The sequence below is a fragment of the Allobosea sp. GW823-FHT02B03 genome, from assembly GCF_058797755.1.
Genome location: NZ_JBXAJY010000005.1, coordinates 54,703 through 74,294 on the forward strand (window position 1 = coordinate 54,703; position 19,592 = coordinate 74,294).

Below are 19,592 nucleotides of genomic sequence, written 5' to 3' on the forward strand. Positions count from 1 at the left end.
TGTTCAAGACATGCATGCTCGCCACGAGGGCGAGCATGACGAGTTGGAGAAGCGTTGCTCCTCAGCGCGATTTCAGCCGGTTCATGAAGGCGTCGTAGGAGAGTTCCGCGACCTGCCCATCGAGTTGACACTGTTTCGAGCTGATGGGCCTGTCACTCACTTCACCCGGAAAAGCCCGCGGCCCTAGGCAGCATCGCCAACGCCTTTTCCAGCAACCTACAGAAGTTTCTGTTTGCCCCAACGCAGCGGCTTCGTCACCGCCCACGACTTCGAGGACACGACCTGACGGTAGGCGGCAAGCGTCGTGTCGCGTTGCTCCGCGATCGATTGCGCAGAGGCGTAGACACCGGACAATTCGCTGTTGAGTTCCCCGATGCGCACAGTCAGATTTCGTAGATCTGCTTCGAAGCGCTGACGTAGTTCCTGCGCCTCCGACTCGCAGCGCTGGCGCAGTTCATGCGTCTCTGCTTGGCTGCGCTCCAGGGCCTGGGACGCCGCAGTCAGTGAAACATCGAGCCCGCGCCAGATGGATTTGAACGCACGAGCGGCGAAATCTTCGCGCTCGCCTGGATTCCGGAAATGGGCTGCTACGGCGGCAAGTTCTGCTGCTCGGTCCGCGAGCGGCATGCCAACTCGCTCATTGGCGCCTAATTTTATCCCCCGGACGGCAAACGTCGTTCCAAAGGCGAGGTCGTCGCGAGAGAGGAATTTCCGCCACATATGAAGATCGGTCCAGACGTCTGGCGGAGCAGGACACCATCCAATCGGCAGGCGTCGATAGGCAGACAGTCGGTAGCCGGCTGTGGAAGGTCCAAAGAAGTTCCATGCCTCGTGACACATCTTGCTGCGAATGGCCGGGTCAGCCAAATCGCCAGGAGGAACATGAATTGCGCCTGATACCGCCAGACTGGCTTGGAGCAAGTTGCCGAAGTCGACCCTCTCAAGCAGGCGGCCGAGAGTGGCCAGATAGTCCGGAAACCATAGATCATCGTCCCCGATCTGGGCGACGAGCGGATAACGCGCCTCGAACAGCGCAGTGTGTCGGTGAGCTTCTCCATGCCTTTCCCCCTTTTCGAAGACAAAGGCGCTGACACGAGGATCTCGCTTTGCATAAGCTCGGGCGCATTCGGCGGTCGCGGGAGGAGCGCCGTCGCAGATGATGAACAGTTCGAGTTCGACGCCTTCCTGGGCGAGGACACTCTCGATTGCGAAAGGCAACAGTTCCGGTGGGCGGTTGACTGGCAGGAGCACAGTGAAGCGCGGCGCATTCATGGCTGGTCGAGGCTCGCAAGGCTCCGTAGGGAGGTGATCCGCTCAACGACAAGCAGACCTTCGGCCGCAGAGGATCGCGGAGGTGGCCCGCCGTTGAGATGCGCGATAAAAGCGGCTAGCTCTCGCTGGAGTGGCATGGCATTGCCAACTGCGATCTGTCTCGGCGGTGCAGCATCAAGGCCGGGCGTGCCGTCGGCGACGAGGATCCGGTCGTCATAGGAATCTGCGAGCTGGGCACTGCCTTTGGTTCCGACAACGACGACCGCCCGGCGGGATGCCGGATGATTAGCGGAGATTTCAGCGATGACCTGCGGGCCGCCACCCGGATTCTCTAGAATGGCGATCAGGTTCGAATAGCCGCGACCGGGTATCGTGACGAAGGCGGCCCGAGCGGCAGGCAGGAAGCCAAGAATCTCGTAGGCGATACTCAGGTCATGCGGCATCAAAATCCACATGGCATCGACATCGCGGTGTGGGTTGTCCCAACCGAGCCGGTACGTGCGCACGGCGAGGATGTCGCCAAGTGCGCCAGAACGAACCTGGGCGCCGAGCGCCTCGACCCCCGGATGGTAACGCCATTTATCCATGACGAAGATGCGTTCGGGCGCCAGCTCGACCAGCCTGCGGGCACTGTTGAGATCACTGGTAAGCGGCTTCTCAACGAAGATCGGCCGACCTTGTGGGATCAGGCGCTCGATGGTTTCCGCGTGTAGCGATGTTGGGGTTGCAACGACAAAGCCGTCAACGCCCGGCAGGTCCCGAAGATCCTGACAAACCGAGCTTGCGCCTGCGGCGTGAGCCGCTGCCTGACTCGCCGGGGACCGCACAGCCACGTGGACTGCGGCACCGAGCGTGCGGAGGTCTCGGAATATGAGCTTCCCCCAACGACCAAAACCGACCAAGCCTATCGCCGTCATGCCCGTTCCAGGCCCGGTTTGTTGTCGTCGGTCGCTGCAAATGTCTGCCGTCCGGCGAGATACTGATCCACCATCTGACGATATTCTGAAGCGGTTGCGTCGCGATCCGATAGGCGCGGCGCCGTCGTTGGCCATGAGAGCCCAAGTTCAGGCGCGTTGAACCGGCACCCCAATTCGTCAGAGGTGTTCCAGTAGTGGGATACTGCGTAGACGTGGATGCTTGGGATTGGAAAGTAGAACCCGTGACAGACACCTGCCGGGATCGTCACCGCGACAGGTTGCGTTGCATCGAGTGTGATCATCCGTGATGCCGCATTCTTCGGTGCCTCTGGTCTGATATCGTGAAGGCCCAACTGCATTCTACCCGCAATAACGACGAGATAGTCGGCATGAGTGATGTGGACGTGAACGCCGCGCAGGACGTTGGCTTCGCTCTGTACAACGTTCCATTGAATCGGCTCGCAACCGGTGCCCCACTCGTTGCGAAATATCTCGAGGAAGGCTCCGCGGTCGTCGCGATGGAGATTCAACGATCGGAAGGCAACGCCGTCAGGCAGGTCATAAGAGGCTGTCGGCATGGGTTATGCTCGTCGGGCACGTCAGGCTGATTGATGTCAAATCTGGTCTCTAGACACTCCATGGTAGGAGCGTGGACCGCGCGCCAGGAAAATCTCGAATACCTCAATAAACGAGGTCAAAGCGCGAGGGGGCCAGGTGAAATTCGTGGGACTCTTGATGATCAATCAATCCCACGAATTCCCGTCTTACCCTCTTCGATCAACGAAGTATGGTCGAAGAATTGAAATATTCATACATTCCAATTTGTTAGCGCGACTTCAACCGGTTCATGAAGGCGTCGTAGGAGAGTTCCGCGACCTGCCACCAGAGCAGGTTCTCGCCGCGGAAGGCGACCATCGAGTCATAGCCCTTCTTGAACAGCTCGCTCTTGGCCGAGGTCTCGGCATAGTACTCCTCGGCCGCCTTGAGCGAGGCTTCCATGATCGGCTGCGGGAAAGCCCGGAGCTGCGCGCCTTGGCCGACCAGCCGGCGCAGGCCGCCCGGGTTCACGGCGTCGTACTTCGCCAGCATCCAGTTATTGGCCGCCTCGCAGGCATGGTAGACCATGGCCTGGTAGTGCTTGGGCAGCTTGTTCCACTGCTCCTGGTTGATGACGAGGTGCAGCATGGCGCCGCCCTCCCACCAGCCGGGATAGTAGTAATAGGGCGCGACCTTCACGAAGCCGAGCTTCTCGTCGTCATAGGGACCGACGAATTCGGCGGCGTCGATCGTTCCGCGCTCCAGCGCCGGGTAGACATCGCCGGGGGCGATCTGCGTCGGCACCACGCCGAGCTTGGCGAGGACCGCGCCGCCCATGCCGCCGATGCGGAACTTCAGGCCCTTGAGGTCGTCGACCGTCTTCAGCTCCTTGCGGAAGAAACCGCCCATCTGGCAGCCGGAATTGCCGCAGGGGATCGAGTAGGCGTTGAACTTGGCCAGGGCCTCGTTGATGATCTGCTCGCCGCCGCCGAAGTACCACCAGCTATGCTGCTGGCGGGCATTCAGGCCGAAGGGGATGCCGGTGCCGAGGCCGAAGGCCGGCTCCTTGCCGATGTAGAAATAGGTCGGGGTATGGGCGCATTCGACGGTGCCGGAGCTGACCGCGTCGAGCGCCTGCAGGCCGGGAACGATCTCGCCGGCCGAGAAGGTCTGGACCTGGAACCGGCCGTCCGTGGCGTCCGACATGAACTTCGCGAACTGCTGGGCCGTGCCGTAGATCGTGTCGAGCTGCTTGGGGAAGCTCGAGGTCAGCCGCCATTTCACTTCAGGCATCGACTGGGCGATGGCCGGCATCGCGATCGAGGTCGCGGCGGCAGCGAGCGCACCAGTTTTCAAAAACGTGCGGCGTTCCATATGGTCTCCTCCCGAAAGCTCGTTGCGCCCTTCATGGCGTGTCCGGGGAGGAATGAAAAGAGATGAAGCTTGCATCGCTCACGCATGGCCGCGACGGCCGTCTCGTCGTCGTCTCGAACGACCTGACCCGCGCCACGGATGCCTTCCCGGTCGTGGCCACGCTGCAGGGGGCGCTGGATGATTGGGAGCGCTGCGCGCCGCGCCTTTCCGACCTCGCGGAGGGGCTGGAGCACGGCTCCGTGCCGTCCTTCCGCTTCCACGAGCACGACTGCGCCTCGCCGCTGCCGCGTGCCTATCAATGGGTCGACGGCTCGGCCTATGTGAACCATGTCGAACTCGTTCGGAAGGCGCGGGGCGCCGAGATGCCCGCGAGCTTCTGGACCGACCCGCTGATGTACCAGGGCGGCTCCGATTCGTTCCTCGGCCCGCGCCAGCCGATTCGGATCGCGAGCGAGGATTACGGCATCGACCTCGAGGCCGAGATCGCGGTCGTCACCGGCGACGTGCCGATGGGCGTGGGCCCAGACGAGGCGCGCGCGCTGATCCGTCTCGTCATGCTCGTCAACGATGTCAGCTTGCGCAATCTGATCCCGGCGGAGCTGGCGAAGGGTTTCGGCTTCCTGCAGTCCAAGCCGTCCTCGGCCTGCTCGCCGGTGGCGGTGACGCCGGAGGAGCTGGGCTCCGCCTGGAAGGACGGCAAGCTGCATCTGCCATTGCTTGCCCAGATCAACGGCAAGCCCTTCGGCAAGCCTGAGGCCGGCATCGACATGACCTTCGATTTCGGCGTGCTGATCGCCCATGCTGCCAAGACCCGCCCGCTCGTCGCCGGCACCATCGTCGGTTCGGGCACCGTCTCCAATCGTGATGCCGATGGCGGACCGGGCCGGCCGGTCGGCGAGGGCGGCCTCGGCTACGCCTGCATCGCCGAGCAGCGCATGGTCGAGACCATCCGCGACGGCGCGGCCAAGACGCCCTTCCTGCGCTTCGGCGACAGCGTCCGCATCGAGATGAAAGACGCAGCCGGCCATTCGATCTTCGGCGCGATCGACCAGGAGATCATGCCCTATGTGCGGTGAACGCCGCTCCGTCATCCCGGAGCAGCCGCTTGGCGGCTTGTCCGGGATGACGAGGTAGCTCCCGGCGAACGCAATACGCACCAGTACAAGCCTGAAAGGTTCTGACGATGTCTGACGGCCCCGCTTTCGCCTCCACCGCCGATCTCGGCGAGAAGACCGTCTCCTTCGACGAGATCGGCAAGGGGGTCTACGCCTATACCGCCGAGGGCGACCCCAATAGCGGCATCGTCGTCGGCGACGACAGCGTGCTCGTCTTCGATGCGCAGGCGACGCCGACCATGGCGGAGCGCGTCATCGCCAAGGTGCGCGAGGTCACCGACAAGCCGGTCAGCCATGTCGTGCTCTCGCATTACCATGCGGTCCGCGTGCTCGGCGCGCCGGCCTATGGCGCCCGCGAGATCGTCTGCTCGGATGCGGCACGGGCGATGATCGTCGAGCGCGGCGAGGAGGACAAGGCGAGCGAGATCGGCCGCTTCCCCCGCCTGTTCCAGGGTGCCGACTCGATCCGCCCGGGCCTGACCTGGCCGACCACCACCTTCTCGCACAACGCCTCGATCTGGCTGGGCTCGCGCGAGGTCCGGCTGATGAAGCTCGGCCGCGGCCACACCGCAGGCGACATCGTCGCTTGGATGCCTGACACCAATGTGATCTTCGCCGGCGACCTCGTCGAATACGGCGCGACGCCCTATTGCGGCGATGCGCATTTCACCGATTGGCCGGCGACGCTCGATGCGCTGGCGAGCTTCGCGCCGGCCGCCATGGTGCCGGGCCGCGGCGCTGCCCTGACCAATCGGGCGATGGTGTCCGACGGCATCAAGGGTACCCGCGCCTTCCTCTCCGATCTCTTCGAGGCGGTGCGGGGCCATGTCGCCGCCGGCCGCTCATTGCGCGAGACCTTCGAGCGCGTGCACGAGGCGCTGAAGCCGGCCTATGGCGACTGGGTGATCTTCGAGCACTGCCTGCCCTTCAACGTCACCCGCGCCTATGACGAGGCCGGCGGCCTCGACCACCCGCGCATCTGGACGGATGAGCGCGACCGCCAGATGTGGCTGGATTTGCGGGAGTAGGGCGGTGTCGCTCGCTCTGCATTTCCGCAAGGCGGCCCGCAACAACGCCTGGTCGAACGACCGCCTGTTGCGCGCTTGCGCGGAGTTGAGCGACGACGAATTCCTGGCGCGGCGGACGAGCTTCTTCCCGTCGCTCCACGAGACCCTGAACCACAATCTCGCGGTCGATCTCTACTATCTCGACATGCTGGAGGAGGGCGGTGTTGGGCTGGCGATCTTCGACGGCATCCGGCCACTGGCCGCGCCGGAGCTGCGCACGACGCAACTCGCCTCCGACCGGCGGCTGATCGCCTTTTGCGATGCCCAGGACGAAGCGCTCCTCTCCCGCCTCGTCCCAACGGACCGCGGCGAGGACGGCATGGTGCTGGAGCGGGTCGACGACCTGCTCGGCCACCTATTTCAGCACCAGATCCACCATCGTGGCCAGGCGCACGCCATGCTGGCCGGCACCCGGATCGCCCCGCCGCAGCTCGACGAGTTTTTCCTCGCCTTCGATGCCGGCCGGCGCGCGGCCGATCTCACGGCGCTCGGGCTGGAAGGGCCGGAGGCCCTGTATTGATGCAGCCTTTCCGCCAGTTCGCCTATCGCCGGAGCTTGGACCAGGATGCTGCCGACCCAGCGCGTCACCCGGTCGTCATCGTCGGGGCAGGTCCTGTCGGGCTGACGCTGGCGCTCGACCTCGCGCGTCGCGCCGTCCCCGTGGTGCTGATCGACGATGCCGACCGGATCGGCGAGGGCTCGCGCGCAATCTGCTTCGCCAAGCGCACGCTCGAGATCTTCGACAGGCTCGGCCTCGCAGAGGCGATGGTCGAGAAAGGGGTCACCTGGCAGAAGGGCAAGGTCTTCCGTGGGGATGCCGGGCTCTACGAGTTCGATCTTCTGCCCGAGGGCGGCCACAAGCAGCCCGCCTTCATCAACCTCCAGCAATTCTACGTCGAAGCGGCGCTGGTCGAGGCCGTACTCGCCGAGCCGCTGGTCGATCTGCGCTGGAGCAACCGCCTGGCCGGCCTCGTCAACCGCGAGGACGGAGTCGCGCTCACCATCGCCACGCCGGACGGGGACTATTCGCTGCATGCCGACTGGCTGGTCGCCTGCGACGGCGCGCGCTCGCCGAGCCGCGACATGCTCGGCCTGGAGTTTCGCGGCGAGGCTTTCGAGGATCGCTTCCTGATCGCCGATGTGAAGATGCAGGCGCCGTTCCCGACCGAGCGCTGGTTCTGGTTCGACCCGCCTTTCCATTCCGGCCAGTCGGCCCTGCTGCACAAGCAGCCGGACGATGTCTGGCGCATCGACCTGCAGCTCAGCCCCGATGCCGATCCCGAGCATGAGAAGCGCCCGGAGATCGTCCGCCCCCGGATCGAGCGCATGCTCGGCCATGCCGATTTCGCGCTGGAATGGGTCTCGGTCTACCGCTTCCAGTGCCGCAGGCTCGACCGTTTCCTGCACGGCCGCGTGATCTTCGCCGGAGACGCTGCCCATCAGGTCTCGCCCTTTGGCGCGCGGGGCGCCAATTCCGGCATCCAGGACGTCGACAATCTCGGCTGGAAGCTGGCGCTGGTCCTGCAGGGCAGGAGCCCGGCCGCGCTGCTCGAAAGCTATGACAGCGAGCGTGGCTTGGCCGCCGACGAGAACATCCTGAACTCGACGCGCGCGACCGATTTCATCGCGCCGCGCTCGCCTGGCGAGCGCCTGCTGCGCGCTGCCGCCCTGTCGCTGGCGCCGCTTGCTCCCTTTGCCCAGCGCTTCGTCAATTCCGGCCGGCTTTCTCTGCCCTCGGCCTATGCGGCTTCGCCGCTATCGACGCCTGATTCCGGCTGGGAGGGGGGCCTGCCGCCGGGCGCCCCGTTCCTCGATTCGCCGCTTTCCGGCGGGGCAGGGCGCGCTGCCTGGCTGAGCGAGGCGTTGCGGCCGGGCATGCCCGTGGTCATCACCGGTGGAGCGGCCGGGTTCGCCCCGTCGGGAACGGTCGCCGTCGAGCCGGCTGCCGACGGCGACGACTTCCTCAGGCGGCGCTATGGGCTGGCGCCGGGCGATGCCGTCGTCCTGCGGCCGGACGGCCATGTTGCGGCCCGGTTCCGTCAGGCGAGCCCGGCCGACATCGTCATGGCTATCGAAAGGCTGGAGGGCCGCGCATCATGACCGAGCCCGCCGTTCTTGCGCGCGAAGCCCGCTTCGCCGACCCCGATGCCGCCTATCGCCTGCTGGCTGAGGCGCACCGCGACCTCGACGAGCGCGAGAGCGCGGCGCTGAATGCGCGGCTGGTGTTGATCCTGGCCAACCAGATCGGCGATCTCGCGGTGCTGCGCGAGGCCGTGGCGCTGGCGCGGCAAGCACGATAACGTCGGCGCGGACCACGGATTCCGGAGCCTGCCGCCAGATGGACGATCTCGCGCCCTTCTACCCGACGCTGATCCCGCTCGCCTTCTTCTTCTGGGGGCCGGCGCTGGTGATGCTGCTGTTCTGGCTGGTCGGGCTCTGGGCTCGCAAGCTTGGCGTCGCCCGCGCCCTGGAGAGCGACTGGGACGGCTTCACCAAGGACGATGTCGAAAAGCTCTTCGCGGCCTATGGCGAGCGGCTCCGCGCCGCCTATCGCCACAAGCTGCTGCCGGCCGACGCGGCGGTCGCGCTGACCTACGCTATCGTCGGTGGCTTCATCATCGCCGGGGTGTCGATGCGTGGCTATCCCTGGTGGGTCGCGGCCCTTTGCGGCGGCGGCTGGCTCTTCGGCGGGCTCTGCGATATCGCCGAGAATCTTGCAGTTGCCCGCTTGCTCGATCGCTATCCGAAGGTCGAGGAGGGCACGGTCGCCTTCGCCAGCGGCTTCACGCGCATCAAGCTCGTGCTGTTCGCGCTCGGCGTGGTTGGCGCGATCGCTGCCGCCTACCTGGCGTTCAGGCCGCTGGCCGTCTGAGCCCGCGCCAGCCAGCGCGCCCGCGACTGGCGCAAGCCTAGCGCCGGCACCGGCGGGTCGCCGATCAGCGCGTCGGGGCGCGTGGCTTCCGGCTCGAAGCCGAGCTTCTCGGCGAGCCGCAGCGAGGCGATGTTCTGCGGATGCGTGACAATAGCGATCTCCGGTAGCGCCAGCGCCTCGAAGCCGTGATGCAGCAGGCGCGAGACTGCTTCGAAGCCGAGGCCCTTGCCCCAGTACCGGGTCGCGAAGCGGTAGCTGACCTGAACACGGTCCGGCATTTCGCCATCCGGGATCAGCCCGACATAGCCGACGAAATCCTCGGCCCCGTCCAGTATGAAGAGCGACCAGTAGCCGAGCCCACGGGCGACATGGCTGAAGCTGCGCGCCGCGATGCCTTCCCTGCCCATGGCCGGATCGCCGATCGGGGCGATGTGGCGCATCACCTCAGGATCGGCGTTGAGCGCGGCGATCAGGTCGAGATCGGCGATCGTGCGCGGTCGCAGGGCGAGGCGCGCGGTCTGGAATTCGGGCAAGGTCGTCGTCATGTCTCGGCTCTGTCCGGCCGCTCTGGTGCACCGGGCCGCGGCATCCCATATCCTGCCGGGCGTCATACGGAAAAGCGTCGGGAGAATTTGAATGCGGTTTCGTCGTCATATCCTGGCCGTGCTGGCTGCCTGCGCCTTCGGCGGCGCTGCGCTTGTCCCGGCACAGGCCCAGGAGGATCTGATCTTCCGCAAGTCGACGGTCTGGAAGATGATGACCCCGGACGACAAGCTCGCCGTCTACGGCGTCGACGATCCCGTGGTCGAGGGCGTCGCCTGCCACTACACCGTGCCCGAGAAGGGCGGTGTCTCCGGCATGTTCGGCGTCGCCGAGGAGGTCTCCGACGTCTCGCTCTCCTGCCGCCAGATCGGCCCGATCAAGTTCAAGGAAAAGTTCTCGCAGGGCGATGTCGTCTTCCGCGAGCGCCGTTCGCTGATCTGGAAGAAGATGCAGATCGTTCGCGGCTGCGACGTCAAGCGCAACGTGCTGATCTACATGGTCTACACCGACAAGCTGATCGACGGTTCGCCGCAGAACTCGACCTCGAGCGTGCCGATCATGCCCTGGGGCGGCATGGGCGAAGTCGCGAAATGCGCCGAATGGGTGCGCTGAGGCGGGTGCGGTTGAACAGCGACCTCTAGCGCGGCGTGTAGGTGCCCACATAGTTGCAGTTGGCGCCGTGGAAGGTCGTGCACTCGCCGCTCTCGGACACCACGAGGTTGCGGCCCTTGCGGCGGATTTCCAGCCGGCAGATGTCGCCGTCCCGTTCGGCTTCGGCGACGAGGCGGTCGCCCTGGACGCGACCGCGGGCCGAGATCGCGCCGACGCAGCGTATGTACGAGATCTCGGCATCGACCCTGAGCATGCCCGCGCCCGCTGGGCGGATCGTCATGCTGGCGTCTTCCCTGCGATAGCGACCTTCGAAGGCCTGGGCCGGCAGGAGGCTCGCCAGGATAAGGCCGGCAACGAGTGCTGGATGGGTCAATGCTGGACGGGGCATGGGCCTACGCTCCCTGCTACGGCCGGGTCGATCCGCGGCCGCTCAGGCTAGCGCTTGGCTCGCTCTGGGGAAATCTCGCCCGGAGGGGTCAGTGTCCGCAGGTGATGACGAGCGGACGCTCGGCCTCGCTCGAGGCCGCGACCTTGACGGTGCCGGTGAAATCCTCGGCCGTGGCGACACCATAGGACTTGGCGATGCGGTGGCCTTGCGCCTCGCACCAGGCATTGGCGACGATCTGGCCGCATTCGGCCTTGCTGGCGAGGCAATCGGCGACGCCGTAGCCGTCGCTGGCCGGGATCAGATAGGTGCGCTCGGGCTTAGGGGCGGCGACGGTGCCGGTGGTGGGCACCACGGCAAGCGAAAGCCCGGCTCCGATGATCCCGAACAAACCGACCAGAGCCACTGCGCGGCGCATGATATTTTCCCTGAGCTTCGACGAGCTCTGAACCTTCGACATCACAGCTTGGTTCCGAATGCTTAAAATACGGTGAAATGCGGCAAGCTTTGTTGCGCCGCACAAGGCGAGGGCGCTTGTGGCGGGATTGCGGCGGCCAGAGCCGGAATCGCTGGACAAGGCGATGAATGCCGCATGTCGGCGGCAGAGCGTTGCAGCGCTGCCACTTGACGTAAGCGCACGCCGCAGGCATTCACGAGACGATGACGCGAGCCCTCGCCATTATCTGCATTATTTGCCGCTAGCTTTCGCTGGCCGGCTGCTCACGTCCTCGTCCCAACGAAAAGACAGACAGCGCCCCGGCCAGCGGCCAGGATACGCCGTTTTTGTCGCCTTTTCGTCAGGACACCGCTTCGATGCAGCCGAAACTCAGGCTCTACAACACGCTGACACGGACCAAGGAGGCTTTCGCCCCGGTCGATCCGAACAATGTCCGCATGTATGTCTGCGGCCCGACGGTCTATGACTACGCCCATATCGGCAATGCCCGGCCGGTCATCGTCTTCGACGTGCTCTACCGGCTGCTGCGGCATGTCTATGGCGAAGCCCATGTCCGCTATGCCCGCAACCTCACCGACGTCGACGACAAGATCAATGCGCGAGCCGCGCGCGATTATCCTGATCTTTCGCTGAACCAGGCGATCGCCAAGGTGACCGAGACGACGACGGCGCAGTTCCACGCCGATGTCGATGCGCTCGGCAATTTGCGGCCCGACGACGAGCCGCGCGCAACCGGCCATATCGAGGAGATGAAGGCGATCATCGAGCGGCTGATCGCCCGCGGCGTCGCCTATGTCGCCGAGGAGCATGTGCTCTTCCACGTCCCCGCCGTCGCGGGCATGAAGCAGGCGCCGCGCTATGGCTCGCTCGCCCGCCGCTCGCTCGACGAGATGATCTCTGGCGCCCGCGTCGACGTCGCGCCCTACAAGCGCGACCCGATGGATTTCGTGCTCTGGAAGCCGAGCCGCGAGGGCATCGATCCCGGCTGGCCGTCACCGGCCGGCATCGCGACGCCCGGCCGACCCGGCTGGCACATCGAGTGCTCGGCCATGTCGATGAAGGCGCTGCTCGAGCCCTTCGGCGGAGGGCTCGCTTGCGATGATCCCGCGAAGAACGTCTTCGACATCCATGGCGGCGGCATCGATCTCGTCTTCCCGCATCATGAGAACGAGCTGACGCAGTCCTGCTGCGCCTTCGGCGGCGAGGGCGGCGCACCGTTGATGGCCAATGTCTGGATGCACAACGGCTTCCTGCAGGTCGAGGGCGAGAAGATGTCGAAGTCGCTCGGCAACTTCGTCACCATCAACGAACTGCTCGCGACCGAGAGCTTCGGCGGCCGCAAATGGCCGGGCGAAGTGCTCAGGCTAGCCATGCTGCGCACCCACTACCGCCAGCCGATCGACTGGACGGTGAAGGCGCTGGAGGAAGCGGAGAGGACGCTGCTCGACTGGTCCGCGGCCGCTGGCGACAGCACGGCCGGGAAGGTCCCGGCTGCCGTGCTCGATGCCCTGTCGGACGATCTCAACACCTCGCAGGTGCTCGCCGAGCTGCACGCGCTGCGCAAGGCCGGTGACTTCGCCGGGCTGAAGGCGAGCCTCGATCTGCTCGGCATAGCGCTGCCGCAGGTTGCGACGACGCAGATCGATCCCGCCCTGCGCGCGAACGTTGAGGCCTTGATTGCTGCCCGCCTTGAGGCCCGGCGCGCTAAGAACTTCGCCGAATCCGACCGCATCCGCGACGAGCTTGCCGCCATGAGTATCGCGCTCAAGGACGGCAAGGACCCGGCGACGGGCGAGGCGATCACGACCTGGGAAGTGAAGCGATGAACCGCGACCGCACCCCCTCTCCCCCTGCGGGAGAGGGTTGGGGTGAGGGGTCGCGCGACGCTGATCGCTGGCTCCGCGAGGAGCTGGCCGGAAAGGATAGTGCGACCCCTCATCCGGCCGCTGCGCGGCCACCTTCTCCCGCAGGGGGAGAAGGGGAGCGTGCGCCTGCTTCGCGGGAGACCCTGACGAAGCGTGCGCGGACCATGCGCAGGGAGCCGACAGAGACGGAGCGGAAGCTCTGGCATTTGCTGCGGGACCGCCGATTCAGCGGCTTCAAGTTTCGTCGGCAGGTGCAGATCGGGCGCTACATCGTCGACTTCATCTGCCCGGCCAAGCGATTGATCGTCGAAGTCGACGGCGGCCAGCATGCCGAAAGCGCCTATGACGAGGCTCGCGACGCCTGGCTGATCGCTCAGGGATTTCGCGTCCGCCGCTTCTGGAATGCCGACATCTCGCTGCGCCCTGACGAGGTCAGGGATACGCTCTGGCACGATCTCGACGGCGCTACGATCCACGAGCCGGAGATCGATGTGGCGACGCGGCCTGAAACATCATCGAACCAAGAAGGAAGAAGCGCATGAACCCGCCCCGTATTCGCCCCGCCGGCTCGCTCTCGATCGCGATGAAGCTCGTCATGCTCGCCATGGTGATGCCGAAGGTGCTGCGTTATCGCCTGAGAGCCCGGCGATGAGCGCCCGCGTCCATCTCTTCGACACGACGCTGCGCGACGGCGCGCAGACCACCGGCGTCGACTTCTCGCTCGACGACAAGCGTGCGGTCGCGGCGATGCTCGACAAGCTCGGCATCGACTATGTCGAGGGCGGCTATCCCGGCGCCAACCCGCTCGACACCGCCTTCTTCGAGCAGAAGCCGACGCGGCAGGCGAAGTTTGCGGCCTTCGGCATGACCAAGCGGGCAGGGCGCTCGGCGGCCAACGACCCCGGCATCGCCGCACTGCTGGAGGCGAAGGCCGACGCTATCGTCTTCGTCGCCAAGAGCTGGGACTACCATGTCCATGTCGCGCTCGAGATTTCGCTGGAGGAGAATCTCGCCGGGATCGCCGAGAGCGTCGCGGCGGCGAAGGCGGCGGGCCGCGAGGTGATGCTCGATTGCGAGCACTTCTTCGACGGCTACAAGGCCAATCCGGACTATGCGCTCGCCTGCGCCCGCACCGCCTACGAGGCCGGTGCCCGCTGGATCGTGCTCTGCGATACCAATGGCGGCACGCTGCCGGACGAGATCGGTGCCATCGTCGCCGCGGTGGCGAAGGTCGTGCCGGGCGCGAACCTTGGCATCCACGCCCATGATGATTGCGGCTGCGCCGTCGCCAACTCGCTCGCGGCGGTCGAAGCCGGCGCCCGCCAGGTCCAGGGCACGCTGAACGGGCTCGGCGAGCGCTGCGGCAACGCCAATCTGGTGACCCTGATCGGCACGCTGAAGCTCAAGGACCGCTATCGCGAGCGCTTCTCCATCGGCGTCGAGGATGATCGCCTCGGCGAGCTCACCCATGTCTCTCGCGCGCTCGACGAGATGCTGAACCGCGCCCCGAACCGCCACGCCCCCTTCGTCGGCTCCTCGGCCTTCGCCACCAAGGCCGGCATCCATGCCTCGGCCGTGCTGAAGGACCCGCGCACCTATGAGCATGTCGCGCCCGAGGCGGTCGGCAACAGCCGCAAGGTGCTGGTCTCCAACCAGGGCGGCAAGTCCAACCTGCTGGCCGAGCTCGAACGGGTCGGCGTCACGATCGCTCGCGATGACCCGCGCCTTTCGCGGGTGCTGGAGGAGCTGAAGGACAAGGAGGCGCAGGGCTATGCCTTCGAGGGCGCCGATGCCTCCTTCTACCTGCTGGTGCGCCGCATCCTCGGCGAGGTTCCGGAATTCTTCGGGGTCGAGCGGTTCGCCGTGAATGTCGAGCGCCGGCACAATGCGCTTGGCGAGCTCGTCACCTTCTCGGAGGCGATCGTCAAGGTGAAGGTCGGTGAGGAAGTGCTGATCTCGGCGGCGGAGGGCGATTCCGGCCCGGTCAACGCGCTCGACATCGCCTTGCGGAAGGATCTCGGCCGCTACCAGTCGCTGATCGAGGGCTTGCGCCTCGTCGACTACAAGGTCCGCATCTTCCAGGGCGGCACCGATGCTGTGACGCGCGTGCTGATCGAATCGGCTGACGAGAAGGGCGAGCGCTGGACCACGGTCGGCGTCAGCGCCAACATCATCGACGCCTCGTTCCAAGCGCTGACCGACTCGATCGTCTACAAGCTGATGCGGGAGGGCGCGACGGCGTAGGACGCGCCGTTATTCTCGGGCGGAGCGCAGTGCAGGCCCGAGAAACACATGACCATCTGGGTTCGGAGATGCTCGGGTTAAGTCCGAGCATGACGGGTGCGCCGCCGCCGGCTCGCCCGTCACTCGGTCAGGCGCAGCGACCTTTCCTTGCACAGATCGATGCCGTCATTGTCGCTTTCGCTGTCGTCGCTGAACTTGCCGAGCAGGTAGTAGGTGCAGCCGGCGGGCTTGTTCAGCTTCAGCGAGATGCTCTTGCCGGGCGCCAGCGGCTTGGCGAGCTTGGCGACGAGGCGGGGCTGTTCGCCCGTGGTTGTGATCTCCAGCGACTCGAGCGGCACCGTACGGGCATTGGTGATCTTGACCTGCGCCGGCGGGCGGGCGGATTGAGCCAGAGCAGGCAGGGCGGGCAGGAGCGCGAGCGCGCAGGCGGTCGGCAATACACGGCGAAGGTTCATGAGCTTTCGTCCCCGGTCTCAGCCTTCAAGGCCTTGAGGCCAGTCTGGCATTGCCCTTGCGACGAGAACAAGGCCTGATCGGCGCCACTTCATGGCAGGGAGCGGAGCCTGACAGGAGCGCCTGCATCGCGCGGCAACAGGCATTTCGGGCGCAGGGGAGCGCGATCATGGTCGATATCGCGCATGTTGCGTCGCGCATCCGCGCCAAGGCCGGCGAAGCAGGGCGCATCATCGTCGCCATCGCCGGGCCACCGGGAGCCGGCAAGTCGGAGATGTCGGCCCGGCTTGCGAAGCTGCTGCCCGAATCGGCCCTGGTGCCGATGGACGGCTTCCATTTCGACAATGCGGTGCTCGCCGCCATGGGCCTGAGCGACCGCAAGGGCGCGCCGGAAACCTTCGATTGCGCCGGGCTGGAAGCGACCCTGCTCCGGCTGCGCGCCGGCGATGCCGATGTCGCCGTGCCGCTCTTCGACCGTGCTGCCGATCTCGCCCGGGCCGGGGCGGCGATCGTGCCGGCTGCGACGCCGATCGTGCTGGTCGAGGGCAATTACCTTCTGCTCGACCGCGCACCCTGGGCCCGCCTTGCGCGGCTCTTCGACCTGACGGTCTTCATCGACGTGCCGCTCGACGAGCTGGAGCGCCGGCTGCTCGCGCGCTGGACGCATCACGGCCGCGAGCCGGCGGCGGCGCGGGCCTGGGTGGCGGGCAACGATCTGCCCAATGCGCGCCTTGTCCTGGCGGAGAGCCGCCCGGCCGACATCGTCTGGCACAACCACGACCGGGTCGCCTGAAGGGCCAGCATTCCTCGCGAGAGTTATTTCCTCCGGCCCCCTGCATTTGCGGGAGAACTGGCCTATATCGGCGCTTCAATTTGGAAGAGTGACAATGTCCCCGCCTGCCGCGCCGTCCCCGGCGCCTTTCGCGCGCTCGGCCGTGCTCCAGCCGGGCTCCGGCTTCGTCGCCACCTTCAAGGCGCTCTGGCCCTATCTCTGGCCGCCGGAGCGGGCCGATCTGCGCCGCCGGGTGGTGATCGCCTTCGCGCTGCTTGTCGTCGGCCGCCTCGTCCTGATGGGCGTGCCCTTCACCTTCAAATGGGCGACGGATGCCCTCGCCGGCACGCCGACGACGCTCGCGGCCTGGTTGCCCTGGCTGGTCGGCGCGCCGCTGGCGCTGACGGTGATCTACGGCTTCGCCCGCGTCGGCTCCTCGGCCTTTATCCAGTTGCGCGACGCGATCTTCGCGCCGGTCTTCATGCATGCGGTGCGCACGCTGGCGCTGCAGACCTTCGGCCATCTCCACCATCTCTCGCTGCGCTTTCATCTCGAGCGCAAGACCGGCGGGTTGACGCGCGTGCTCGAGCGCGGCCGCAACGGCATCGAAGAAATGGTCCGCCTCGGTCTCAACCAGCTCGTGCCCGTGATCATCGAGGTCACGCTGATCGTCGCCGTGCTGCTCTGGCTGTTCGACTGGCGCTATGTCGTGGTGCTCGTCGTCATGGTCGTCGGCTACATGGCCTACACCATCAAGGCCACGGAATGGCGCATCGCCATCCGCGCCCAAATGAACGAGTCCGATACCGACGCCAACGCCAAGGCGATCGATTCGCTGCTCAACTACGAGACGGTGAAGTACTTTGGCGCCGAGGCCCGCGAGACGGCGCGCTACGATCTCTCCATGGCGCGCTATGAGCGCAACTCGATCAAGGCCTATACCTCGCTCGCCTGGCTCAATTTCGGCCAGGCCGCGATCTTCGCGGCGGGGCTCACCATCTCGATGGTGATGTGCGTGCGCGGCTTCCAGGCCGGCACCAACACGGTCGGCGACTTCGTGCTGATCAACGCCATGCTGATCCAGCTCTATATTCCCCTGAATTTCATGGGCACGGTCTATCGCGAGATCAAGCAGGCGACGCTCGACATCGAGCAGATGTTCTCGCTGATCGGCCGCGATCCCGAGATCCAGGACAAGCCGGGGGCGCCTGAACTCGACGTTCGGGCCGGTTCCGTCACCTTCGAGGACGTGCACTTCGCCTATGTGCCGGAGCGGCCGATCCTGCGCGGCATCTCCTTCTCCGTGCCGGCGGGCAAGACCATCGCCATCGTCGGCCCGTCCGGCGCCGGCAAGTCGACGATCTCGCGCCTGCTCTTCCGCTTCTACGAGCCGCAGAAGGGGCGCATCCTGATCGACGGACAGGACATCGCCGCCGTCCAGCAGGTCTCGCTGCGGTCCGCGATCGGCATGGTCCCGCAGGACACGGTGCTGTTCAACGACACCATCGAGTACAATCTGCGCTATGGCCGCCCCGAGGCCACTCAGGAAGAGATCGAGGAGGCGGCCCGCCTCGCCCAGATCGACCGTTTCATCAGGACGCTGCCCGAAGGCTATGCGACCTCGGTCGGCGAGCGCGGCCTCAAGCTGTCCGGCGGCGAGAAGCAGCGCGTCGCCATCGCCCGCACCATCCTGAAGGGGCCGCCGGTCCTCGTCCTCGACGAGGCGACCTCGGCGCTCGATTCCTTCACCGAGAAGGAGATCCAGGACGCACTCGACCGGGTCAGCCAGGGCCGCACCACCCTGGTGATCGCGCATCGGCTCTCGACCGTGATCAATGCCGACGAGATCATCGTCCTCGACAAGGGGCTGATCGTCGAGCGCGGCCACCATCGCGAGCTGCTCGCGGCGGACGGCGTCTACGCCGCGCTCTGGAACCGCCAGCGCCAGGTCGACGAAGCCAAGGCGACGCTGCAGCGTGCCACGGCGGAGGAGGGCGAGAGCGTCCGCGTCAGCCTGACGGATTGATCGCGCGAAGATTGGATCTGCTCGAAATTGTGGCTTGGCAGCCGCAGGGACGAAGCGCAGAGTGCCCTTGGGTAATGAGGGCGCTTCTTCATGTTCGTGCTCGATCCGACGACGCTTGTCGGCTTCCACACCTGGCTCAGCCTGATCGCCATCGTCGCCGGCTTTCCGGCGGCGGCGGCCTTGCTTAAGGGCCATCTCAGCCCGCGCTGGAACGGCATCTTCCTCTGGACGGCGATCGCGACCAGCGCCACCGGTTTCCTCTTCCCGTTCAGCGGCGTCCTGCCCTCGCATATCGTCGGGGCGATCTCGCTGGTGCTGCTCGCGGTCGCCGCCATCGCCCTCTACGCGCGCGGCTTGCAGGGTGGCTGGCGGCGGACGTACGCCATCACCGCCATGCTTTCCTTCTACCTGCTGATCTTCGTCCTGATCGCGCAGCTCTTCCTCAAGGTGCCGGCGCTGAACGCCATGGCGCCGACGCAGGCCGAGCCGCCCTTCGCCATCGCCCAGGCCCTGACGCTCATGGTCTTCCTGGTTCTGACGGTGCTGGCGGCAAAGCGCTCCTCGGGCAACTCGGCGCCGTTGCGCGCCGTCTGAGCCGCAAAAAGGAAGCGGCCCGTTGGGGCCGCTCAAGGTGGTTCGTCTCTGAAAGCGGGCTAGTCGCGGTCGACGTCGACGATTTCGCCGCGCCAGTTGATCTCGACGCGCATCTCGTCGCCGCGCCGGTCGGCGCCGTCGATCACCCAGGCATTGCCGTTCCAGCGAACGCCGTCGACCTCACTGACTCCGTTGCGTCTGGCGATTCGCAGCGCCTCGCGCTGCGTCACGGCTTCGCTGCGCTGGTAGTCTGGCCGGTAATCATAGCGCGGTCGGTAATCGTCGGCGCGATAGGTGTTGCCGCGCTGGGGTGCATTGTCCCAGCTGGTCGGGCCACGCTCGTATTTCGGCCCGCTGTTCTCGGGCCTGAGGTCGACGCCTTGCGCCAGGGCCGCGCCGGAAGAAAGCGCGAGCGCTCCTGCAGCAAGAACACCCGCAATCTGGCTGATCTTCAGAGGTTTCATCGTCGATCTCCTGTCGATAACGC

The 19,592-nt window shown here is 65.9% G+C and carries 22 protein-coding genes; 13 read left to right on the forward strand and 9 right to left on the reverse strand.

The annotated features are described in order from the left end of the window. Positions 1–216 precede the first annotated feature (216 nt). The 4 genes from AC1REK_RS17360 to AC1REK_RS17375 form a co-directional block, all read right to left on the reverse strand. Positions 217–1,272 carry a glycosyltransferase gene (locus tag AC1REK_RS17360; protein ID WP_492269081.1) on the reverse strand — a complete coding sequence of 352 codons (1,056 nt, stop codon included), beginning with the start codon at positions 1,270–1,272 and terminating at the stop codon, positions 217–219. Then, a complete protein-coding gene (locus tag AC1REK_RS17365; RefSeq protein WP_492269080.1) occupies positions 1,269–2,189 on the reverse strand; it encodes a Gfo/Idh/MocA family protein in 921 nt (306 codons plus the stop codon). The genes AC1REK_RS17360 and AC1REK_RS17365 overlap by 4 nt, the downstream gene beginning before the upstream one ends. Continuing rightward, a complete protein-coding gene (locus tag AC1REK_RS17370) occupies positions 2,186–2,767 on the reverse strand; it encodes a dTDP-4-dehydrorhamnose 3,5-epimerase family protein (protein ID WP_492269079.1) in 582 nt (193 codons plus the stop codon). The genes AC1REK_RS17365 and AC1REK_RS17370 overlap by 4 nt, the downstream gene beginning before the upstream one ends. A gap of 247 nt (positions 2,768–3,014) precedes the next feature. Then, complete coding sequence (locus AC1REK_RS17375; protein ID WP_316018906.1) at positions 3,015–4,100, reverse strand: TRAP transporter substrate-binding protein; 1,086 nt, start codon at positions 4,098–4,100, stop codon at positions 3,015–3,017. Between the two features lie 62 nt (positions 4,101–4,162). On the opposite strand from AC1REK_RS17375, the gene AC1REK_RS17380 reads away from it, so the two are divergent. The 6 genes from AC1REK_RS17380 (at position 4,163) to AC1REK_RS17405 (ending at position 9,154) form a co-directional block, all read left to right on the forward strand. Next, complete coding sequence (locus AC1REK_RS17380; RefSeq protein WP_492269078.1) at positions 4,163–5,176, forward strand: fumarylacetoacetate hydrolase family protein; 1,014 nt, start codon at positions 4,163–4,165, stop codon at positions 5,174–5,176. 107 nt (positions 5,177–5,283) lie between these two features. After that, positions 5,284–6,243, forward strand: a complete 960-nt coding sequence (locus AC1REK_RS17385) for an MBL fold metallo-hydrolase (protein WP_492269077.1) — start codon at positions 5,284–5,286, stop codon at positions 6,241–6,243. A gap of 4 nt (positions 6,244–6,247) precedes the next feature. Next, on the forward strand, positions 6,248–6,802 hold the full coding sequence (locus AC1REK_RS17390) for a DinB family protein (protein ID WP_492269076.1): 555 nt from the start codon (positions 6,248–6,250) through the stop codon (positions 6,800–6,802). Then, positions 6,802–8,382 (forward strand): FAD-dependent oxidoreductase, encoded by a 1,581-nt coding sequence (locus AC1REK_RS17395; RefSeq protein WP_492269075.1) that lies wholly within the window; start codon positions 6,802–6,804, stop codon positions 8,380–8,382. Before AC1REK_RS17390 ends, AC1REK_RS17395 begins: the two co-directional genes overlap by 1 nt. Continuing rightward, positions 8,379–8,582 carry a DUF2783 domain-containing protein gene (locus AC1REK_RS17400; RefSeq protein WP_492269074.1) on the forward strand — a complete coding sequence of 68 codons (204 nt, stop codon included), beginning with the start codon at positions 8,379–8,381 and terminating at the stop codon, positions 8,580–8,582. Before AC1REK_RS17395 ends, AC1REK_RS17400 begins: the two co-directional genes overlap by 4 nt. Positions 8,583–8,620: 38 nt before the next feature. Further along, entirely contained in the window at positions 8,621–9,154 is a 534-nt protein-coding gene (locus AC1REK_RS17405; protein WP_492269073.1) for a hypothetical protein, read from the forward strand. On the opposite strand, the gene AC1REK_RS17410 is transcribed toward AC1REK_RS17405, so the two are convergent. Beyond that, on the reverse strand, positions 9,124–9,699 hold the full coding sequence (locus tag AC1REK_RS17410) for a GNAT family N-acetyltransferase (protein ID WP_492269072.1): 576 nt from the start codon (positions 9,697–9,699) through the stop codon (positions 9,124–9,126). The genes AC1REK_RS17405 and AC1REK_RS17410 overlap by 31 nt on opposite strands. A gap of 91 nt (positions 9,700–9,790) precedes the next feature. Between AC1REK_RS17410 and AC1REK_RS17415 the strand changes: the two genes are divergently transcribed. Then, positions 9,791–10,309, forward strand: coding sequence for a CreA family protein (locus AC1REK_RS17415; RefSeq protein WP_492269071.1), 519 nt, complete (start codon positions 9,791–9,793; stop codon positions 10,307–10,309). A gap of 25 nt (positions 10,310–10,334) precedes the next feature. On the opposite strand, the gene AC1REK_RS17420 is transcribed toward AC1REK_RS17415, so the two are convergent. Together AC1REK_RS17420 and AC1REK_RS17425 are read right to left on the reverse strand one after the other, a co-directional pair. Beyond that, positions 10,335–10,697, reverse strand: a complete 363-nt coding sequence (locus AC1REK_RS17420) for a hypothetical protein (RefSeq protein WP_492269070.1) — start codon at positions 10,695–10,697, stop codon at positions 10,335–10,337. 88 nt (positions 10,698–10,785) lie between these two features. Further along, positions 10,786–11,112 (reverse strand): hypothetical protein, encoded by a 327-nt coding sequence (locus AC1REK_RS17425; RefSeq protein WP_316018916.1) that lies wholly within the window; start codon positions 11,110–11,112, stop codon positions 10,786–10,788. A 395-nt stretch (positions 11,113–11,507) separates the two neighbouring features. Here AC1REK_RS17425 and cysS point away from each other — a divergent pair, with 395 nt between their 5' ends. The 3 genes from cysS to cimA all read left to right on the forward strand — a co-directional run bounded on the left by cysS (position 11,508) and on the right by cimA (position 15,260). Continuing rightward, positions 11,508–12,977, forward strand: a complete 1,470-nt coding sequence (gene cysS / locus AC1REK_RS17430) for a cysteine--tRNA ligase (RefSeq protein WP_492269069.1) — start codon at positions 11,508–11,510, stop codon at positions 12,975–12,977. Beyond that, complete coding sequence (locus tag AC1REK_RS17435) at positions 12,974–13,558, forward strand: endonuclease domain-containing protein (RefSeq protein WP_492269068.1); 585 nt, start codon at positions 12,974–12,976, stop codon at positions 13,556–13,558. The genes cysS and AC1REK_RS17435 overlap by 4 nt, the downstream gene beginning before the upstream one ends. A gap of 106 nt (positions 13,559–13,664) precedes the next feature. After that, positions 13,665–15,260 (forward strand): citramalate synthase, encoded by a 1,596-nt coding sequence (gene cimA, locus AC1REK_RS17440; protein ID WP_492269067.1) that lies wholly within the window; start codon positions 13,665–13,667, stop codon positions 15,258–15,260. A gap of 119 nt (positions 15,261–15,379) precedes the next feature. Here cimA and AC1REK_RS17445 read toward each other — a convergent pair whose 3' ends face one another. Then, positions 15,380–15,715 (reverse strand): hypothetical protein, encoded by a 336-nt coding sequence (locus AC1REK_RS17445; RefSeq protein WP_066470320.1) that lies wholly within the window; start codon positions 15,713–15,715, stop codon positions 15,380–15,382. Between the two features lie 167 nt (positions 15,716–15,882). Here AC1REK_RS17445 and AC1REK_RS17450 point away from each other — a divergent pair, with 167 nt between their 5' ends. The 3 genes from AC1REK_RS17450 (at position 15,883) to AC1REK_RS17460 (ending at position 19,105) form a co-directional block, all read left to right on the forward strand. Beyond that, positions 15,883–16,506, forward strand: coding sequence for a nucleoside triphosphate hydrolase (locus AC1REK_RS17450; protein WP_492269066.1), 624 nt, complete (start codon positions 15,883–15,885; stop codon positions 16,504–16,506). A gap of 94 nt (positions 16,507–16,600) precedes the next feature. Then, positions 16,601–18,511, forward strand: coding sequence for an ABCB family ABC transporter ATP-binding protein/permease (locus tag AC1REK_RS17455; RefSeq protein WP_492269065.1), 1,911 nt, complete (start codon positions 16,601–16,603; stop codon positions 18,509–18,511). 90 nt (positions 18,512–18,601) lie between these two features. Beyond that, positions 18,602–19,105: a hypothetical protein gene (locus AC1REK_RS17460; protein WP_492269064.1), complete on the forward strand. Its 504-nt coding sequence runs from the start codon at positions 18,602–18,604 to the stop codon at positions 19,103–19,105. 59 nt (positions 19,106–19,164) lie between these two features. Here AC1REK_RS17460 and AC1REK_RS17465 read toward each other — a convergent pair whose 3' ends face one another. Further along, positions 19,165–19,569 carry a hypothetical protein gene (locus AC1REK_RS17465; protein ID WP_492269063.1) on the reverse strand — a complete coding sequence of 135 codons (405 nt, stop codon included), beginning with the start codon at positions 19,567–19,569 and terminating at the stop codon, positions 19,165–19,167. Between the last annotated feature and the right edge of the window lie 23 nt (positions 19,570–19,592).

What these genes read in the sequence shown, in the direction of transcription:
- AC1REK_RS17435 (WP_492269068.1), top strand. Translation starts at nt 12,974, where the DNA reads ATGAACCGCGACCGCACCCCCTCTCCCCCTGCGGGAGAGGGTTGGGGT.
- AC1REK_RS17365 (WP_492269080.1), bottom strand. Translation starts at nt 2,189, where the DNA reads ATGACGGCGATAGGCTTGGTCGGTTTTGGTCGTTGGGGGAAGCTCATA.
- AC1REK_RS17425 (WP_316018916.1), bottom strand. Translation starts at nt 11,112, where the DNA reads ATGCGCCGCGCAGTGGCTCTGGTCGGTTTGTTCGGGATCATCGGAGCC.
- AC1REK_RS17405 (WP_492269073.1), top strand. Translation starts at nt 8,621, where the DNA reads ATGGACGATCTCGCGCCCTTCTACCCGACGCTGATCCCGCTCGCCTTC.
- AC1REK_RS17370 (WP_492269079.1), bottom strand. Translation starts at nt 2,767, where the DNA reads ATGCCGACAGCCTCTTATGACCTGCCTGACGGCGTTGCCTTCCGATCG.
- AC1REK_RS17420 (WP_492269070.1), bottom strand. Translation starts at nt 10,697, where the DNA reads ATGCCCCGTCCAGCATTGACCCATCCAGCACTCGTTGCCGGCCTTATC.
- AC1REK_RS17375 (WP_316018906.1), bottom strand. Translation starts at nt 4,100, where the DNA reads ATGGAACGCCGCACGTTTTTGAAAACTGGTGCGCTCGCTGCCGCCGCG.
- AC1REK_RS17465 (WP_492269063.1), bottom strand. Translation starts at nt 19,569, where the DNA reads ATGAAACCTCTGAAGATCAGCCAGATTGCGGGTGTTCTTGCTGCAGGA.
- AC1REK_RS17395 (WP_492269075.1), top strand. Translation starts at nt 6,802, where the DNA reads ATGCAGCCTTTCCGCCAGTTCGCCTATCGCCGGAGCTTGGACCAGGAT.
- AC1REK_RS17460 (WP_492269064.1), top strand. Translation starts at nt 18,602, where the DNA reads ATGTTCGTGCTCGATCCGACGACGCTTGTCGGCTTCCACACCTGGCTC.
- AC1REK_RS17455 (WP_492269065.1), top strand. Translation starts at nt 16,601, where the DNA reads ATGTCCCCGCCTGCCGCGCCGTCCCCGGCGCCTTTCGCGCGCTCGGCC.
- AC1REK_RS17450 (WP_492269066.1), top strand. Translation starts at nt 15,883, where the DNA reads ATGGTCGATATCGCGCATGTTGCGTCGCGCATCCGCGCCAAGGCCGGC.
- AC1REK_RS17400 (WP_492269074.1), top strand. Translation starts at nt 8,379, where the DNA reads ATGACCGAGCCCGCCGTTCTTGCGCGCGAAGCCCGCTTCGCCGACCCC.
- AC1REK_RS17415 (WP_492269071.1), top strand. Translation starts at nt 9,791, where the DNA reads ATGCGGTTTCGTCGTCATATCCTGGCCGTGCTGGCTGCCTGCGCCTTC.
- AC1REK_RS17380 (WP_492269078.1), top strand. Translation starts at nt 4,163, where the DNA reads ATGAAGCTTGCATCGCTCACGCATGGCCGCGACGGCCGTCTCGTCGTC.
- cysS (WP_492269069.1), top strand. Translation starts at nt 11,508, where the DNA reads ATGCAGCCGAAACTCAGGCTCTACAACACGCTGACACGGACCAAGGAG.
- cimA (WP_492269067.1), top strand. Translation starts at nt 13,665, where the DNA reads ATGAGCGCCCGCGTCCATCTCTTCGACACGACGCTGCGCGACGGCGCG.
- AC1REK_RS17410 (WP_492269072.1), bottom strand. Translation starts at nt 9,699, where the DNA reads ATGACGACGACCTTGCCCGAATTCCAGACCGCGCGCCTCGCCCTGCGA.
- AC1REK_RS17385 (WP_492269077.1), top strand. Translation starts at nt 5,284, where the DNA reads ATGTCTGACGGCCCCGCTTTCGCCTCCACCGCCGATCTCGGCGAGAAG.
- AC1REK_RS17360 (WP_492269081.1), bottom strand. Translation starts at nt 1,272, where the DNA reads ATGAATGCGCCGCGCTTCACTGTGCTCCTGCCAGTCAACCGCCCACCG.
- AC1REK_RS17445 (WP_066470320.1), bottom strand. Translation starts at nt 15,715, where the DNA reads ATGAACCTTCGCCGTGTATTGCCGACCGCCTGCGCGCTCGCGCTCCTG.